This is a genomic window from Acidimicrobiia bacterium, assembly GCA_040881685.1.
Classification (GTDB): Bacteria; Actinomycetota; Acidimicrobiia; order IMCC26256; family PALSA-555; genus SHVJ01.
In genome coordinates, this window is record JBBECS010000045.1 from 48,877 (window position 1) to 65,238 (window position 16,362).

Annotated in this window: 20 protein-coding genes; 11 read left to right on the top strand and 9 right to left on the bottom strand. The window is 66.4% G+C overall.

Annotated elements, in window-relative coordinates; translation table 11 throughout:
* The 4 genes from WEE69_11865 to WEE69_11880 form a co-directional block, all read right to left on the bottom strand.
* The gene (locus WEE69_11865; GenBank protein MEX1145989.1) at nt 1–603 is read right to left on the bottom strand and encodes a hypothetical protein; all 603 of its coding nucleotides are present in this window, start codon (nt 601–603) and stop codon (nt 1–3) included.
* A 134-nt stretch (nt 604–737) separates the two neighbouring features.
* Nucleotides 738–1,133 carry a hypothetical protein gene (locus WEE69_11870; GenBank protein ID MEX1145990.1) on the bottom strand — a complete coding sequence of 132 codons (396 nt, stop codon included), beginning with the start codon at nt 1,131–1,133 and terminating at the stop codon, nt 738–740.
* A 107-nt stretch (nt 1,134–1,240) separates the two neighbouring features.
* Nucleotides 1,241–2,386, bottom strand: a complete 1,146-nt coding sequence (locus WEE69_11875) for a GAF domain-containing protein (protein MEX1145991.1) — start codon at nt 2,384–2,386, stop codon at nt 1,241–1,243.
* Nucleotides 2,387–2,400: 14 nt separating this feature from the next.
* Nucleotides 2,401–3,054, bottom strand: a complete 654-nt coding sequence (locus tag WEE69_11880; protein ID MEX1145992.1) for a response regulator transcription factor — start codon at nt 3,052–3,054, stop codon at nt 2,401–2,403.
* Between the two features lie 488 nt (nt 3,055–3,542).
* On the opposite strand from WEE69_11880, the gene WEE69_11885 reads away from it, so the two are divergent.
* Nucleotides 3,543–3,989 carry a pyridoxamine 5'-phosphate oxidase family protein gene (locus WEE69_11885; protein MEX1145993.1) on the top strand — a complete coding sequence of 149 codons (447 nt, stop codon included), beginning with the start codon at nt 3,543–3,545 and terminating at the stop codon, nt 3,987–3,989.
* A 21-nt stretch (nt 3,990–4,010) separates the two neighbouring features.
* Nucleotides 4,011–4,559 carry a flavodoxin domain-containing protein gene (locus tag WEE69_11890; GenBank protein MEX1145994.1) on the top strand — a complete coding sequence of 183 codons (549 nt, stop codon included), beginning with the start codon at nt 4,011–4,013 and terminating at the stop codon, nt 4,557–4,559.
* Nucleotides 4,560–4,672: 113 nt separating this feature from the next.
* Here the strand turns inward: WEE69_11890 and WEE69_11895 are convergent, their stop codons facing one another.
* Nucleotides 4,673–5,074: a CopD family protein gene (locus WEE69_11895; GenBank protein MEX1145995.1), complete on the bottom strand. Its 402-nt coding sequence runs from the start codon at nt 5,072–5,074 to the stop codon at nt 4,673–4,675.
* 347 nt (nt 5,075–5,421) lie between these two features.
* Here WEE69_11895 and WEE69_11900 point away from each other — a divergent pair, with 347 nt between their 5' ends.
* From WEE69_11900 to WEE69_11910, 3 genes are read left to right on the top strand one after another with little or no spacing between them, the layout of a single operon-like run.
* On the top strand, nt 5,422–6,654 hold the full coding sequence (locus tag WEE69_11900; protein ID MEX1145996.1) for a CoA transferase: 1,233 nt from the start codon (nt 5,422–5,424) through the stop codon (nt 6,652–6,654).
* A 10-nt stretch (nt 6,655–6,664) separates the two neighbouring features.
* On the top strand, nt 6,665–7,864 hold the full coding sequence (locus WEE69_11905; protein ID MEX1145997.1) for a hypothetical protein: 1,200 nt from the start codon (nt 6,665–6,667) through the stop codon (nt 7,862–7,864).
* Nucleotides 7,857–8,291, top strand: coding sequence for an OB-fold domain-containing protein (locus WEE69_11910; GenBank protein MEX1145998.1), 435 nt, complete (start codon nt 7,857–7,859; stop codon nt 8,289–8,291). Before WEE69_11905 ends, WEE69_11910 begins: the two co-directional genes overlap by 8 nt.
* Before the next feature lie 115 nt (nt 8,292–8,406).
* Here the strand turns inward: WEE69_11910 and WEE69_11915 are convergent, their stop codons facing one another.
* Entirely contained in the window at nt 8,407–8,754 is a 348-nt protein-coding gene (locus WEE69_11915; GenBank protein MEX1145999.1) for a hypothetical protein, read from the bottom strand.
* A 145-nt stretch (nt 8,755–8,899) separates the two neighbouring features.
* A complete protein-coding gene (locus WEE69_11920; GenBank protein ID MEX1146000.1) occupies nt 8,900–10,069 on the bottom strand; it encodes an amidohydrolase family protein in 1,170 nt (389 codons plus the stop codon).
* 23 nt (nt 10,070–10,092) lie between these two features.
* Here WEE69_11920 and WEE69_11925 point away from each other — a divergent pair, with 23 nt between their 5' ends.
* Nucleotides 10,093–10,956, top strand: coding sequence for an alpha/beta hydrolase (locus WEE69_11925; protein ID MEX1146001.1), 864 nt, complete (start codon nt 10,093–10,095; stop codon nt 10,954–10,956).
* 144 nt (nt 10,957–11,100) lie between these two features.
* On the opposite strand, the gene WEE69_11930 is transcribed toward WEE69_11925, so the two are convergent.
* Nucleotides 11,101–11,490, bottom strand: coding sequence for a hypothetical protein (locus tag WEE69_11930; GenBank protein MEX1146002.1), 390 nt, complete (start codon nt 11,488–11,490; stop codon nt 11,101–11,103).
* A 261-nt stretch (nt 11,491–11,751) separates the two neighbouring features.
* Here WEE69_11930 and WEE69_11935 point away from each other — a divergent pair, with 261 nt between their 5' ends.
* The 3 genes from WEE69_11935 (at nt 11,752) to WEE69_11945 (ending at nt 13,963) form a co-directional block, all read left to right on the top strand.
* Nucleotides 11,752–12,069: a putative quinol monooxygenase gene (locus tag WEE69_11935; GenBank protein MEX1146003.1), complete on the top strand. Its 318-nt coding sequence runs from the start codon at nt 11,752–11,754 to the stop codon at nt 12,067–12,069.
* Nucleotides 12,070–12,371: 302 nt separating this feature from the next.
* A complete protein-coding gene (locus WEE69_11940; protein ID MEX1146004.1) occupies nt 12,372–12,779 on the top strand; it encodes a YciI family protein in 408 nt (135 codons plus the stop codon).
* Between the two features lie 2 nt (nt 12,780–12,781).
* Nucleotides 12,782–13,963 (top strand): DUF6596 domain-containing protein, encoded by a 1,182-nt coding sequence (locus WEE69_11945; GenBank protein MEX1146005.1) that lies wholly within the window; start codon nt 12,782–12,784, stop codon nt 13,961–13,963.
* A gap of 584 nt (nt 13,964–14,547) precedes the next feature.
* Here the strand turns inward: WEE69_11945 and WEE69_11950 are convergent.
* On the bottom strand, nt 14,548–14,928 hold the full coding sequence (locus WEE69_11950; protein MEX1146006.1) for a VOC family protein: 381 nt from the start codon (nt 14,926–14,928) through the stop codon (nt 14,548–14,550).
* A 396-nt stretch (nt 14,929–15,324) separates the two neighbouring features.
* On the opposite strand from WEE69_11950, the gene WEE69_11955 reads away from it, so the two are divergent.
* Both WEE69_11955 and WEE69_11960 read left to right on the top strand, forming a co-directional pair.
* Entirely contained in the window at nt 15,325–15,693 is a 369-nt protein-coding gene (locus tag WEE69_11955; protein ID MEX1146007.1) for a VOC family protein, read from the top strand.
* 33 nt (nt 15,694–15,726) lie between these two features.
* Entirely contained in the window at nt 15,727–16,344 is a 618-nt protein-coding gene (locus WEE69_11960; protein MEX1146008.1) for a class I SAM-dependent methyltransferase, read from the top strand.
* The last annotated feature ends 18 nt before the right edge of the window (nt 16,345–16,362 follow it).

Sequence of the window (16,362 nt, forward strand, 5' to 3'; positions counted from 1 at the left end):
CTACGGCGTCGCGTTGCGACGAGTGCGCATCGCGTGCACCACTCCGAACCCAACCAGCGCCAACAGGATGGCGGAGGCGGCGAAGCTCACATACATCGCGAGCTGCGCCTCTTGGCCGAATTGCCAGAAGCCGTAGGTCGTCAGCAGGACGCCGCGCAGCGTCTCACCCTTGAAGAGCGTGTCGCGCTGTCCGGTGATCTCGTCCAGCTGCGCCTGGAGCTCGGGAAGCGCAGGGTCGTTGGTCTCCTGCGCCTTCGTCACCTGATCGCGCAGCGCGAACTGCGGACCGCCCAGTTCGGCGTAGGTCTTGCCGTCCGCGATCTCCTCGAGGTGGAGGCCGATGTACTCGTCGGCGTAGACCCGTGCCTTCTCGCCGTCGTCCACCAGCTGACCGGCGTACTTCACGACACCCGGCTGCTGAAGCTCTTCTTCGGAGAGCTGGCCCTTCTCCGTGAAGAAGATCCTTTGCTCGCTCAACTGGTCGCGTACGTTGTTGTCCGCGAACTGGTACCGGTCGTTGAAGTAGACGCCGAACACGATCAGGACGACGGCCAGCATCAGGCCGGCGCCGCTGACCATCAAGTCGATGGTGCGTCGTTGCATCTTGATGTCTCCTCAAGTCATCAACGACGCCGTGTCGTTGCCATTCACATCGTCAACGTGAACTCGCTCGCAGAGGAGGGCCAAAGGACCCAAGGTTGAGTGCCGAAGGTCGGCAAGCGCATCGGCGCTGCGGGTCACCAGCCATCGTCCATGTGCAGGGCCCTGCCAAGGCACGACAGAAAGACCCGCACGGACCCCGCAACCGCCTGCTCGGTGCCGAGGCCGCTGCGAATGCCCTCGTCGCGGAGGGTATACGTCGCTTCAAACGTCACCGCCGAACGCGAGACGCTGATCGGGGCGATCGCCAAGTCGCCTTCGAGTGACCACGACGCGGCGGTGCTCTCCAGCGCCCAGCGGATCGGGACGACGAGCGAGTCGGCCCGGCGTCGGGCGGTGCCGCGCTGGCATCGCGCCATGCCGTCTCCCGCCGCAGACGAGAGGAGTGGTTCGAGCCAGGCGGGATCCCGAAGGAAGCGGGGTGCGACCGCTTCGAAGGGGCGATCGATCTGGACGACGTCTCGGATGAACATGGTGCATCGAGTGTCGGCGGTCCCGTGCGACGCGACGAGGGACGAAGGTCCCAACTTCCATAGGTCTCCGGACCGATGCGCGCGGTGGTCTCGATTCGACGACCCGGTTAGCCCAGGAGCGGCACTCGCCACTCGAGCACGGTCCCGCCCGGTTCGCTCGGCCCGATCGAGAACGTGCCACCGCGCGCCTGGGCTCGGGAAGTCAGATTGGCCAACCCGTGTCCGTGCCCGCGCGCGGCGGGATCGGCAAGACCGTGACCGTCGTCCCGCACGACTACGGCGAGGTCGCGGTCGGCGCTCACCGTGACATCGATATGACGGGCTCCCGAATGACGCACCGCGTTCGCCAGCGCTTCTCGGAGCACCGCGAGCAGCTCTTCGCCGAGCTCGGGGGTTACGAGGTTGTTGAGCGCGCCGTCGATTCGCACCGCGGGCTCGATGCCGGCAGCCCGCGTGGTGTGGTCCACCAGGTCCAGGACCACCGCGCTGATGTTGGGGCGATCGGCGGGACGCGCCTCGAGGGCGAAGATTGTGCTGCGGACCTCGGCGATGATCGCATCGAGCTCGTCCACGGCCCCGACGATTCGATCTGCCACCTCCGGCGCGGCGAGCCGCGCCGTTGCTTGCAGCGCCATCCCGGCCGCGAACACTCGCTGGATGACCTTGTCGTGCAGATCGCGCGCGATCCGTTCGCGATCCTGGAGCACCGCGAGATCCTGGAAACGCTCATGAAGCCGGACATTCTCGATGGCAACGGCCGCGACGCCGGCGACGGACACGGCCAGCCGTTCGTCCTCTTCGTCGAACTCCTCCGCCCCCTGCTTCTCACAGAGATAGAGGTTGCCGAACACGTCGTCACCAATCACGATGGGGACACCGAGAAACGAGTGCATCGGCGGGTGGCCCTCGGGGAAGCCGTACGACGCGGGGTGCTGCGTCAGGTCGCGCACGCGCAGCGGCTTGGGTTCGACGATGAGCAATCCCAGGATGCCGAGCCCCTCGGGATAGTGGCCCACCTGGTCGAGCATGTCGTCGGGTGCGCCATGGGCGACGAACTCGATCAAGCGTTGGTCGTCACCGATGACGCCGAGTGCGCCATAGCGGGCGTCAACGAGTCGGCATGTGGACTCGACGATGTGGCGCAACACGGTTGGAAGGCTGACACCGGCCGCGACTTCGGCCAATGCCTCGACAATCTGTTCGAAACGCTCCTCGGCGCCGGTGGCCGGCGTCGCGCGGTCGCCGCTGCCCAAAGGGTCCTCTTCCTTTAGCCGTCAGTCGCGATGCCGTCGCGCAGCCGCGCCGCGTAGACCGCGGCTTGCGTTCGGCGCTCCATCCCGAGCTTGGCCAAGAGGTTCGAGACGTAGTTCTTCACGGTCTTCTCGGCGAGATGGATCCGCTCCGCGATCTGGCGGTTGGTCAAACCTTCGGCGATCAGGTCGAGGATCTTGCGTTCCTGCTCGGTCAACGTGTCGAGACGCTCGTCGGTCTTGGGACCGGCCCGCAAGCGTTCAAGCACTTGAGCGGTGATTGCCGGATCCAGGAGCGACTGGCCGCCCGCAACGCGTCGGACGGCATCGACGAGGTCGTTGCCCTTGATCTGCTTGAGGAGATACCCGGCCGCGCCGGCCATGATCGCTTGGAACAGGGCTTCATCATCCGAGAACGACGTCAGGATCAGGCACTGGATCTCGGGGTGCTGCGACCGCACCTCCCGACACACCTCGACGCCATCTCCATCGGGAAGGCGAATGTCGAGGACCGCGACATCCGGGCGAGTCGGTGGGATGCGCGCCAGCGCCTCCTGGGCCGTGCCGGCTTCACCGACGACTTCGAGATCGTCCTCTGACTCGAGTAGCTCACGCAGGCCGCGGCGGACCACCTCGTGGTCGTCGAGCAGGAAGATACGAACGGCCTTGATGGACCGAGTCTACGAACCCGTCCCTAGCTCACGGTTTTCGACGCCTCGGTTCGCCACCGCGGCGATGCACTCCAGCTTCTGTGGACAGTCGATGCAGGAGCGGGGATCGATCAACTCGCGCCAGCCCAACGTCTCATGCCAGCACCGCATGCAGTTCTCGCAGCGGAAGTTCGTGCCCGCGCCATCACCCACCGCCACCAGCCGCGTCGAGCGGCACACCGGGCAGGACACCTCACCCGCGGAACCAACTCGATCGTCCATAGCCTCATGCGTGCCGATCGCTCTGCCGTGCAGCCAATTCCTCATGCGGAGCCTTCCCTCTCGGCCGGGGCGGTCATTCGCAGTTCCAGCAGACCACCCGAAGCGGCGCCGCCATAGAGCCGAACGCCCTCGTGGATATGACCTTTGGCCCTGCTCTTGCGGTCGTAGCCTGTGCGACCGTCGAGGCAAGCGAAGTGGTTCGGATCCCAGCTCGGCGGAGGCAGCAAATGAGCGAGCAGTCCTGGTTGGAGGAGCTCTCCACCGAGAAATGTCTGCACCTCTTGCGTCAAAGTTCGGTTGGTCGCATCGCAGTGGTCGTCGACCACTTTCCCATCATCCTGCCGATCAACTACCGCCTCGCCGAATCGAGCGGCCGCACGTGGATCGCACTGCGCACGAGACCGGGTAACGTCATCGACCAGGCGGCGATGAACGTGGCCTTCGAGGTCGACGGACTGGACCCGGCGCATCGGGAGGGCTGGTCAGTGCTCGTGCGCGGCACGCTGCACCGAGTGGACGCCGACGCCGCAGACTTCAGCGAGCGGTTCGATCCCGAACCCTGGATGCTCACGGAACGAGACGCCTGGCTCGTGATCGAGCCATTCGCGATCACCGGCCGACGCTTGCATGCAGCCGAGCGCGAGTGGGCATTCCACGTCGCCGCGTACCTCTGAGTCCCGATGAACGGAGTTCCCATGAAAGCTGTCGTGGTGTACGAGTCGATGTATGGCAATACGCATGCGATCGCTGACGCCATCGGGCGCGGCCTGGAACACACCGCCGACGTGACGGTCGTGGCGGTGCACGACGTCGACGCCGCGCTGATGCAGGGCGCAGATCTGGTCGTCGTGGGCGGGCCGACCCACGTGCACGGGATGAGCCGCGCCAGCACGCGCGAGGCAGCTGTCGACGCCGCGGAGAAGCCCGAGAGCGGACTGATCATGGATCCCGGTGCAGACGGAGACGGAGTACGCGAATGGCTCGACTCGATCGGCCGGCTCGATACGCGGGCCGCCGCCTTCGACACGCGCCTCGACGCACCCGCGCCCCTCACTGGCCGCGCCTCCAAGGGCATCGCACACAAGCTTCGCCAGCACGGATGCGAGTTGGTCGCCGACCCCGAGAGCTTCCTGGTCACCAAGGAGACGCACCTCGAGCCCGACGAGGAGGCGCACGCGCGTCGGTGGGGCGCGACGCTCGCGGCCAAGCTGCGGGAGGACGCGTCCGCCACTCGCCGGTCATGACCCCGGGTCGCAGAGTGACCGCGCGACGGACGGCGGCCCTCAGCATGGCCGCGACCCCGAGTCGCTAACGGCGAAGTCGAGATCCGGAAGATCGACGTTCAGGCCCGTGACGGTCAGCCGTGAAGCAGGACCCCAAGGAACAGCGCGCCGATCGCCGAGAGGCCGGCGACGCTGCCCCAGATCGCGAGGCCCAGCGTCGATTTGCTCACGGAATGGAGCCCAGCGGCGACGCCGGAAAGCCCGACCACCACGAGCTTGACGATCAAAGTGGTCCCGTACGGCCCGCTCCACGGTGCGTTCAGGGCAAGGATGTTCCACACGCCGGTGGCGATCAACACGCCGTATGCGGGCCACGCCAGCTGTGCGAATCGCCGGGCGGTCGCCTTCGGGGCATCCGGGCTCACTCCGCGCAATCCGGGGACGAGCCCGGCGAGCGTGATCTGGCCGCCAACCCAGATGGTTGTGGCCAGGACGTGGAGAAACAGGCGGATCGTCCGCTCGGTGACGTCAAGCACGGCGCCTCCTTGCTGGGGATTCAACACCCGTGTGCGAACTACTGCACGCAACCCGCCGCGAGTAGAGCGCGTCCTTTTCGCCTCCTGGCCGACCAAGGTAGGGAGTGCCCGCTAGCAGCGGTCGCCGCGGAGCACGAGGTGATCTGCTCGCTGTACAGCTCACACCTCTGCGTGCCGGTCACGACCGGACGGACTCCTGAGCCGATCGCGATCGGTTGACTGGCAATCACGAGCATGCCACGGCCGCGCTGCACGGTTGCGAGCAGTTGCCAGGGGTGAGGTTCACTGACCAGCTCGGCCGACGCGCGCGGGGTGACCGGCGTCGCACAGGTCTTTAGGATTGGCGCTTGATCGTCAGAAGGGACCGCGTCGTGGATCTACTCAAGGGTTTCCGCGTCTTGGACGTGTCGACGCACGGCGTGGTCCCGATCGCGGGGAGCATCTTGGCGTCGTGGGGTGCCGACGTCATCAAGGTCGAGGACCCTGAACACGGCGACCTCATGCGGGGCGGGACCGTGTGGGGCGTGCCACCACCCAAGGGCGGCTCGGGTCACCTGTACCACATCTTCAACCATGGGAAGCGGTGCGCCGCGATCAATCTGAAGCACGAGCGCGGTCGGGAAGCGCTGCTCAAGATCGTCGAGACCAGTGACGTCTTTCTGACCAGCTACCTGCCCGGCGTGCGCCAGCGTCTCGGCATCGATGTGGACGACATCAGGGCGCGCCGACCGGACATCGTCTACGGCCGCAACACCGGGCGCGGAACCAAGGGGCCGTTCGCCGAGCTGGGCGGGTTCGACGCAACCTCGTTCTGGTCCCGGGCCGGGCTGGCGACGGCGACGTCGGCCCCGAACCAGACCAGCCCGACCTCGATGCCCGCGCCCGCCTTCGGCGACAGCCAGACCGGCTTTGCCCTCGCCTCGGGCATCGTCGCTGCCCTGCTGCACCGGGAACGCACGGGCGAGGGCATGGTGATCGACACATCGCTACTCAACTCCGGCATGTGGGCGATGCAGACCGCGATCGTGACCACCACGCTCTTGGGCACGGACGAGCACCGCCGCCCCCCGCGCGGCGCCGCCGCGCCGCTCGTCAACTCCTACCGGACGAAGGACGGCCGGTTCATCCACCTGTGCATGGACCAACAGCACTACTGGCCCTCCTTCTGTGACGCCGTGGGCCGACCGGAGTGGAAGGACGACCCATCGCTCGCCACCCACGAAGCGCGAGAAGAGAACGCGGACCGCTGCGTCAAGCTTGTCGAGGAGCTCTTCGCCGAGCGGACCTACGCCGAGTGGAACAAGATCCTCGCCGGTCAACGAGGCCCGTTCGATCCCGTGCAGAAGGTCGGTGAGCTGGCCTCGGATCCGCAGGTCGTCGCGAACGGCTACATGACCGACATCGAAGATGAGGTGGGCCGCACGCTCAGTCTCGTGACTCCCCCGGTGCAGTTCGACGGTGCCCAGTACGAGACGCACGCAGCGCCCGAACACGGGGCCCATACCGACGAGGTGCTCGTCGAGGTCGGGTACGACATGGGCGAGGTCATCCAGCTCAAGATCGACGGCGCGATCCATTAGTAGGACGCTGATGTCAAGCAACGTCCGGAACGCCGCGAGCATCGCGGGCATCGGCGAGACCGAGTACTGGAAGGTCGGTCGGGCCACGAGAGGCGAGTTCGAGCTGGCGTGCAGCGCCGTGATGCGCGCCGTCGAGGACGCCGGGCTGGAACTGTCCGACGTGGACGGGCTGTGCACGTATTCGAGCGAGCGCTCCGCGCCGATCGCGCTCGCGCCGGCGTTGGGCATGAACGACCTTCAGTTCGTGAACCTGTACCCGGGCGGAGGCAACGCGGCCGGCGGTGTCGTCCACAACGCGGCGCTCGCAGTCGCTGCCAGCACGGCGACGACGATCGTGTGCTACCGGTCGTTGTGCCAGGGGCAGTTTCAGCGGTTCGGCCGGGCCCGGGCCGGTACCGGGCTGTCGGCGCAGCCGATGAGCACCTCCATCGGCGGGCCGCAGGCGTTCACCGCGCCGTTCGGGTTGATGTCACCGGCTCAGATGTACGCGCTCGACGCCCGGCGGCACATGCACGAGTTCGGGACCACGAGCGCGCAGTTCGGCGCGGTGGCGGTGACGGCATACGCCAATGCGCAGAGGAACCCCCGAGCAGTCATGTACGGGCGGCCTTTGACGTTGGGACAACATCAGGAATCTCGCCTGATCGCGGACCCGTACCGTCTCTTCGACTGCTGCCAGGAGAGTGACGGCGCCTGCGCTGTGGTCGTCACGTCGTCCGATCGGGCTGCTGGGCTTCGCCACCCGCGCGTGCTCATCACGGCCGGCGCGCAGGGCTTGGTTGCGGGTGACGGAATCGAACGGCAGTCACGGCCAGCGGACCTCTGGACGAGCGCGGGCATGACGTCGATCGCTCGCCAGCTCTACAACGAGGCCGGCATCGGGCCCCAAGACATCGATGTCGCCCAGGTCTACGAGAACTTCACGGGCCAGGTCATCATGGCGCTCGAGGACTTCGGCTTCTGCGCGCGCGGCGAAGGCGGTCCCTTCGTCGAGTCCGGAGCCATCGACTGGCCCGATGGTGACCTGCCGATGAACACCTCGGGCGGGAATCTCGCCGAGGCCTACATCCACGGGTTGAGCCTCGTGATCGAAGCCGTCCGCCAGCTGCGGGGGACGTCAACCTCGCAGGTCGACGGCGCGGCCCACTGCCTGGTCGTGAGCGGGCCGAGCGCGCCACCGTCGAGCGCGCTCGTGTTGTCCCGTGGCTGAGCCCCGGTACTTCCCCGGCGGAATGCCCATGCCGCTGCCGGAACCGGCGACGGCGGGCTTCTGGGAGGGGTGCGCGGCGCACGAGCTGCGGATTCAGAAGTGCGCAAACTGTGGGATCCACCGGCACGTGCCGGCCCCGATCTGCAGAGCGTGTCAGTCGTTCGAATACACGTGGGACGTCTCGAAAGGAACCGGGTGCATCTTCAGCTACATCGTCGTGCACCACTCGGTGCACACCGCGACCGACGCGATCGTGCCGTACAACGTGTCGGTCATCGAGCTCGATGACTGCGGAGGCGTGCTCGTGACGAGCAATGTCGTCGACTGCTCGAACGATGACCTGTACGTCGGGATGCCGGTGAGCCTCGTCTGGGAGCAGGTCGACCCGTCGTTCTCGCTCTATCGGTTCAGCCGAATGGGTGGCTGACCCCGCGCGAGACCGTTACTCAGGCAGGGGCGTCGCCATGTACGCCAGATCGGCAGATCGGTGCGGGCGACCGGCGGAGCTCCCGTCCGACGCACACCGAGCAGGCGCGGGTGGGTTAGTCGAAGTCGTCGAAAATCAGCAATTGCTTGCCCCGCCGGCGCCACAAGGTGCCATGAAAGGGCAGCTGCGAGGGAGTGGAGGTCGCGATCGCGTCGCTGGCATGGTCGTGGAAGTTTGGCTCGATCTCCTCGCTCCACACCCGCTCACGCTCAACGTCTGCTATCCAGCGCAGCCTCGCCCGTCCGGCGTGCACACCGACACGAATATCGGGATCGCCTAACAGCCGAGCAATGGCGTCGCGTCGAAGATCCTTGTTGACCCGATACCACTCATGGCCGGCGTCATCGACAAGGGAGTCGCCGGTGATGCGGTTTGGACTGCGCCTCGACCGCGGCATCCGCACATGATGACATTCGAACGCGCACCGAATGCCCGTTCTGGATCGCGCTCGCCACACGTGGCGGTCACGACATCGCCCGAGATCGTCATTGCCATGCGTTGGCCGATAGCCACAGAGTGCCCGATCGCGTTGATGATTGTTTCCGACTTCAGAGCCGATACAGCTTGCGGGCGTTCTCGCCGTAGATCTTGTTGCGCGTCTCGGGTGCCAGCGTGGCCATCTTGGCCGCGACCGTCTGGAGCGGGTTCGGATACAGACAGGTCGGGTGCGGGAAGTCAGTCTCGAACAGGATGCTGTCCTCACCCACTGACTCGATGAGCTTGGGCAGATTGTTCTGGCCGTTCTCGAACCAGAACGTGGCGAACATGTTGCTCCCGAAGTACTCGGATGGCATCTTCCCGAGCTCGGCGAGCTCCGCCGGTGCGTTCTCCGCCATCTCGTAGTCGAGCGCTTCGAGGATGAACGGAATCCAGCCGACACCGCTCTCCACCGAGACCATCTTCAGGTTCGGATGCCGGTCGAACATCCCGGACATGATCGAGTTGATCACGACGCGCGCGTTGCCGATGAACAGCATCGTGCCCTGAATCCCGAGGGCGACGTTCAACGCTTGTGACGGCCACGGGTAGTGCTCGAACATCGACATCGCGGTGATGCTGGCTCCGATGTGGAAGTGCACCGGCAGCTGGAGATCACTGCACACCTCCCAGAACGGGTCCCAGGCGCGGTTGGCGAGATCGGGTGCGCCGAGGTCCTGGGGGTCCGACGTCATGTTCACACCGCGCCCGCCGTCGGCGGCGACGCGCTGTGCCTCCTCCACACACCGGTCGATGCTCCACGCCGGCATCACCGGGAGTGGGATGAGACGGTTGTTCGTGTCGGCCTGCACGCCGAGGTTCCGGTCGTTGTAGATCTGGAGCACCTGCATGCAGAGCGCCTCGTCCTTGCTCACGCCGAGGCCTTGGCCACCGAGGCCGAGCGAGCCGGGGAAGATGACCTGCGCGTCGATCCCGCACTCGTCGAGCACCTCGAGCCGCACTTTAGGGTCGTGGCCGCCGCGGTGCACCTGGTCGAAGTCCCACTCGCGCAGCGCTTTGTGCGCGCTCTCCTTCGAGCCGTCGCGCGCGACGACACCGCCGGCGCTGTACTCACCCGCCGGCTCGCCGTCGAAGATCCACGTCCGTTGACCGTCGATCACCTCGACACGAGGGACGCGGTCGCGGATCGACGCCGGGGCGAGCTTCAGGAACAGGTCGGGCGGCTCGCACCAGTGGGAGTCGGCATCGACGACGTACGGGGCTTCGAGCGTTGCTGTCATGTCGCGAACGGTACTGTACGCCCATGCCGGCGGCAACGGTCGATGGCGTGTCGATCTCTTACGAGGTCATCGGTGAGGGACGCCCGTGGGCGATCACACCCGGCGGCCGGTTCAGCAAGGACTATCCCGGTGTCCGGGAGCTGGCCGAGGCGCTCGCGCGCGACGGCAACCAGGTCTTGATCTGGGACCGACCGAACTGCGGCAAGTCCGACGTCTGCTTCACCGGATCGTCGGAGTCCGCGATGCAGGCGGACACGCTCGCCGCGCTGCTCACGCAGCTCGACATGACGCCAGCGGTCATCGCGGGCGGTTCGGGTGGGTCGCGGATCTCGATGCTCACGGCCGCGCGCCATAGAGAGGTCGCGTCCGGTCTCGCGCTGTGGTGGATCAGCGGAGGCGTCTATGGGCTGATGATGCTGGGCGTGCACTACTGCGGTCAGTCGCTCGTGAAGGCGTGGGAAGGTGGGATGGAGGACGTCGTCGCGCTCGAAGAGTGGGCGGAGGTCCTCGAGCGCAACCCGTCGAACCGTCAACGGTTCCTCGACCAGGACCGCGGCGAGTTCATCGCCACGATGGAACGGTGGATGCAGGCCTACTGCCCGAGCGATGAGGAGCTGGTTCCGGGACTCGCGAACGCCGACGCGTCTGCCCTCGACATCCCCGCGTTGGTGTTCCACAGCGGCGAGAGCGACGCGTACCACACGCGCGCAACGTCAGAACAGATCGCCGCGGGGCTCCCGAACGCCCGACTCGTCGAGCCGCCGTGGGGCGACCGGGAGTGGATCGAGCGCGGCGAAGCGCGAGAAGCAAGCGGTGGAAGCCTGTTCGAGCGCTGGGCCCTGCTGGTGCCTCAGCTGACGGAGTGGTCGCGGGACGTGTTCTCGTGATCCGCATCCGCTGATGGGAACTGAGCGGATCGATGGACCAACCAACCGCGGAGCACGCGCTACGCCGGCTCGAGCCGCTGGTCGGCGAGTGGAGCATCGAGGCGACTTGGCCCGACGGAAAGCCGTGGCCAGGTGGTGGGACGGTCACCTTCGAGTGGCACGCCTCGGGGGCGAATGACTTGCCAGATACGCCAGATAGTCATCGGGCATCGACTCCGACCGACGGACCAGCGATTTCGACCCCTCACTGGGCGCCGTGATCGGATCATCGAGCACCACGGCGCGTGTCCGCACCGGCGACAGGATCGTGATCAGCAAACCCTGACGCTCACCTGCGACATCCCGAGACAGCACGACGACACCTTCCGTCTCGGCCAGGAGTTGCCACGCGTCTGGCACCGTGTAGGTGAACGTTGGCTCGAACAATGCGGTGTAGTACGCACCCGGCGCGAGCGACCCCGCGGCGGCAGCTACAGGTGTCGACGCGCGTCCCTGAGCCCCTGCGGCGACCTCGAGGTCGCGGACTCCACCCAACCTCGTCCCTCGACCCTGCCCACACGCCGCGAGCGTCAAGACGAACACGACGCATAGGAAGGAACGAGACCACCGCACGGCGTGATCTTGTCAGGCCGCGTTCACCGGGTATCGACAGCGGCCTCCGCCGAGCAGAGCATTGAGAGCGCGAGACCAGATCGGACTGGCGACGCTCTCGGCCGCGGCAAGGCTCGTTGCGACCACGGCGAACATGGCAATCTCTCTCCTGCGACAGCATCGGTCCCGGCAGCGGAGGTTCAGATGATCTTCATCGTCGTCAAGCAATGGGTGCGTGCCAAGTACGCCGATGACTGGCCGTCGCTCGTTGAGGAGTTCACAGCGTCGACCCGCGCAGAGCCGGGCAACATCTCCTTTGATTGGTACCGGAGTGCCGAAGATCCCAATCTGTGGGTGCTGATCGAGGTCTTCCGTGACGCCGAGGCAGGACAGGCTCATGTCGAGTCCGCACATTTCAAGGACGCGAGCTCGATGATGCCCCGCTGGCTCGCCGCCGTTCCCGCGATCATCCACGTCGAGGTGCCCGCCGGCTTCGCGCCCGTGGGCGAAGCGTCCTCCTGAACAGAACGCCGGCCCCAGCGACCACGGTCTCGGGGCCGGTTCAGTCGAACGCAACGCACATGCCGTGCACGTCGTTCACGCCGTGAGTCCGGATCTCCGAGCGAGGACCTGAGTCGTCATGCATCTAAGGTCCAGGTTCCCGCTGCGCGCGGCGTCTGATGGGACGTCGCGTTAGATACGTCGCGCGGTGATGGCGTCGTTCGGCGCCGAGAAATCTCCGCCGGCCGTGTCGAGAATTCGATTTCTGCTCCGTCCCAGTGTGAACGCGGCCAGCGGGGCCGCCGTCACACAAGGAGAACACCATGGCCAAGTACCTGTTGCTCAAGCACTACCGAGGCGCGCCGGCGCCCGTGAAGGACATCCCGATGGACCAGTGGACGCCGGACGAGGTCGAGACGCACATCCAGTTCATGAGCGACTTCGCAACCCGGCTCGAGGGCACCGGTGAGTTCGTCGACGGGCAAGCGCTGTCGCCCGAGGGCGTCTGGGTCCGATACGACGGCGAGGGACGACCACCGGTGACCGACGGCCCGTTCGCCGAGACGAAGGACCTGATCGCCGGCTGGATGGTGATCGACGTCGACAGCCACGAGCGAGCGATCGAGCTCGCTGGCGAGCTGTCAGCAGCGCCCGGCGCCGGCGGTGAGCCGATCCACGAATGGCTGGAGGTCCGACCGTTCCTCGCTGCGCCGCTGACCGTCACCGAGTGACCGTGGACGATGTCGAGCTCCGCGAGCTCGTCCCCCAGGTCTTGAGCGTCCTCGTCCGTCGCGGTGCCGACTTCGCGACGGCCGAGGACGCGGTGCAGGAGGCGCTTATCCGGGCAGTCTCGGCGTGGGAGGAGGAGTTGCCCTCCGATCCCGAGGGCTGGCTGATCACGGTCGCCTGGCGAGCATTCGTCGACTCGGCGCGGTCGGACGCGACGCGTCGCGACCGAGAGGTCCGATTCGATACCGAGCCGCCGACCGGTGTGGTGCCGAGCGCCGACGACACGCTGCGCCTCTACTTCCTGTGCGCGCACCCCGAGATGACCCCATCATCAGCGGTGGCTCTGACCCTGCGGGCCGTGGGCGGCCTGACTACGCGTCAGATCGCGCAGGCCTACCTCGTACCGGAGAGCACCATGGCGCAGCGCATCAGTCGCGCCAAGCGCACGGTCGGGCGGTCTGGTCTCGATCGTCTTGGCAACGTGCGAACGGTGATGCGGGTGCTGTACCTCATCTTCAACGAGGGCTACTCGGGCGACGTCGACCTCGCGGCCGAGGCGATCCGCATCACCCGGCAGCTGGCGTCGTCGGTGAACGACCCCGAGGTCCACGGGCTGCTCGCCCTGATGTTGCTGCACTACGCGCGCCGGCGCAGCCGCACCCGACCAGACGGACGTATCGTGCCGCTCGCGGACCAGGACCGGAGCCTGTGGGACAACGAACTCATCGCCGAGGGAATCGCCATCGTGCAAGCCGCGCTCGCACGTGACCGGCTTGGCGAATACCAGACGCAAGCGGCGATCGCCGCGCTCCACGCCGATGCGACGCGTGTCGAGGACACCGACTGGGTCCAGATCGTGGAGTGGTACGACGAACTGCTGCAGTTCGCCGACACTCCAATCGTCCGTCTCAACCGTGCCGTCGCCGTCGGCGAAGCGGAGGGCGCTCCCGCGGGATTGGCGGCACTCGCTCAGGTCGACGAGCACATCCCGCGGCGCGATGCTGTCGCCGCATATCTCCACGAGAAGAACGGAGATTTCGAACTCGCTGCCCGCCTCTATGCCGACGCAGCCCACAACGCGCCCAACCTCGCTGAACGCGACCATCAGATGCGCCAAGCTGCGCGACTCAACCAGATGCTGCGCCACCACCAACGACCGCCGCGGTCGCAGGGACGCGGCCGGTGATCGGCGGTACTGGGCTACGGCGTTCGCATCGCCGAGCCGGATGCGCAAGTGTCGCTCCGGTGCGGCGATCCGGGCACGACGTCAACGGAACGTCTTGCGCATCCGCACCTTGTCCCGAACGCCGCAGTGGTGCCTTGACGCTTGTGGCAGCATCTGGGGCTGCCCGCGATCGACCTAGCCGGTAAGGGTCGATCCGAGTTGGAGAGGGACGCTGCCCGTTCAAGCCGGCCGGGTCCGCCGTTGGGCGGCGCAAGGCTTCTGGCGGGTATCCCCATCGCCGGCTCGCGGTCGTCCGCTACCGGCTGCTCAAGTAGCCACTACTGCTTCTGCGCAGGCCACGCCTCTGCGTGAGTACCACTACTAGCTGCACTACGACGCGATTGCGATCGGTTTGATCGACAGAAACGTACGGCACCGCTCGAGCCGGGACACTCAAGATCCACCTGCTGAACTTGAATCGTGCCCGCGCGGGGCCGACTATTGAAGTAGCGCCCGTCCACATTGCCGTTCGAAGAGATGCGCAACTCTCCGGCACCGACTCCGCCGCCGAGGTCCGCGCCGAAGAGGCAGCAGGGGAGAACCACTTAGACCGCGCCCACGCGGCCGGCGAGCAGGCAGAATTCGTTGCCCTCCGGGTCCGCGAGCACGTGCCAGGACTCGGCGCCCGTCTGGCCCACGTCGACCTTCCGCGCGCCCAGCGACAGCAGGCGCTCGAGCTCGGCGGCCTGGTCGCGGTCGGTGGCGTTCACGTCGATGTGCAGCCGCAGCTTGGCCCCCTTGGGTTCCGGGACCGGCGTGAACACGAGCGTCGGCTGCGGACCGCCGAAGCCGCCACCCGGCGGGCCGATCTCGATGTCTCCCTCCTCGCGGCCGATTTCGACGTAGCCGAGTACCGCGGACCAGAACGCGGCCTGCCTCTCGAAGTCCGCACAGTCGATGACCAGCTCGGTGATCCGGCAGCTCATGTGCCGAACCGTAATTCATCTCGATGCAACAGCGGCCTCCGCAGAGGCCGCTGAACTGCGCAAACTTGGAGCGGACGACGGGATTCGAACCCGCGACCCTCACCTTGGCATGAAACACCTTGCCTTCGGTCCCGCCAGCCGCGAGCAGCCCGACCGGATTGGTGTCCGAGCTGGAAAACACGAGGTAGAGGATGCCGTGGAGCCCTGTTGTGCGCTGCTCTCAGCTGCCGATGGTCCCGTACGTCGGTGTTCCAGCGAGGTCGTAGGTCAGCTTGCGTCCATTCAGTCCACGCATTCCGTGCGAGTAGATGGACAAATGGATGGACAAGCCCGCGCCGCGAATCGAACGTGGCATGGTTGTTCCGTCACGGTGGTCAGAACTGGTGGAGGTGCGCTGTGGGACGGAAGGCTCGGTTGGATCTGGTGCTCGATTGTGCGGAGCCGCAGCTGCTCGAAGAGTTCTGGCGTGATGCGCTCGGGTACCGCACCTATCTGTCGATGGAGTCACATGTGATCTTGGTGCCCGCGGACGACACGAACGCGTCGCCGTTGGTGCTCCAACAGGTGCCTGAACCCAAGGCCGGGAAGAATCGGATGCACATCGATCTCGTCGCCGACGACATCGAGCCCGAGGTCGATCGCCTGGTCGGCTTGGGTGCCAAGCGCGTGCACGACGGTGTGCAGAACATCGGTGAGGTTCGCTGGGTGACGTTGCTCGACCCAATAGGCAACGAGTTTTGTGTGTGTACCGGCGTCGAGTGGTGACCGACTTGTAGCTCGCGGTCTGTGGAGGTGGTGATGGGCTTCTACCGGAACCAGGTGCTCCCGAGGATCCAGAACAAGGTCATGGACACCAAGGTCACGCGTGCCACCCGCGCACGCGTGTGCGAGGGCCTTCATGGGGAGGTCGTGGAGATCGGGTTCGGCACTGGCCTCAACGCGAGCTACTACCCGCCCGAGGTGTCGAAGGTGCTCGCGGTGGAACCGTCGACGGTCTGCATGCACATCGCCGAGCCTCGGATCGCGGAGACGCCAGCGCAGGTGGAGCTCGCGGGACTCGCGGGCGAGCGTCTCGACTTGCCCTCCGAGGAGTTCGACGCGGTCCTCTCGACCTGGACGCTGTGCACGATTCCTGACTTGGATGCCGCGCTCGCCGAGGTTCGGCGCGTCCTCAAGCCGGGCGGGACGTTCCATTTCGTCGAGCACGGGCATTCGCCCGACGCGAGCGTCGCGCGATGGCAACGCCGATTCGAGCCGTTCAGCAAGCGGATCTTCGGTGGCTGTCATCTCACCCGAAAGATGGACGAGCGCATCGAGCACGCCGGCTTCGGGGTCGCGTCGCTCGACACCTACTACGCCAAGGGTGATCCCAAGCCCTTCGGGTATACGTTCGAAGGACGAGCGCGCAAGAGCTGACTGATTGTCGGCCGGCCG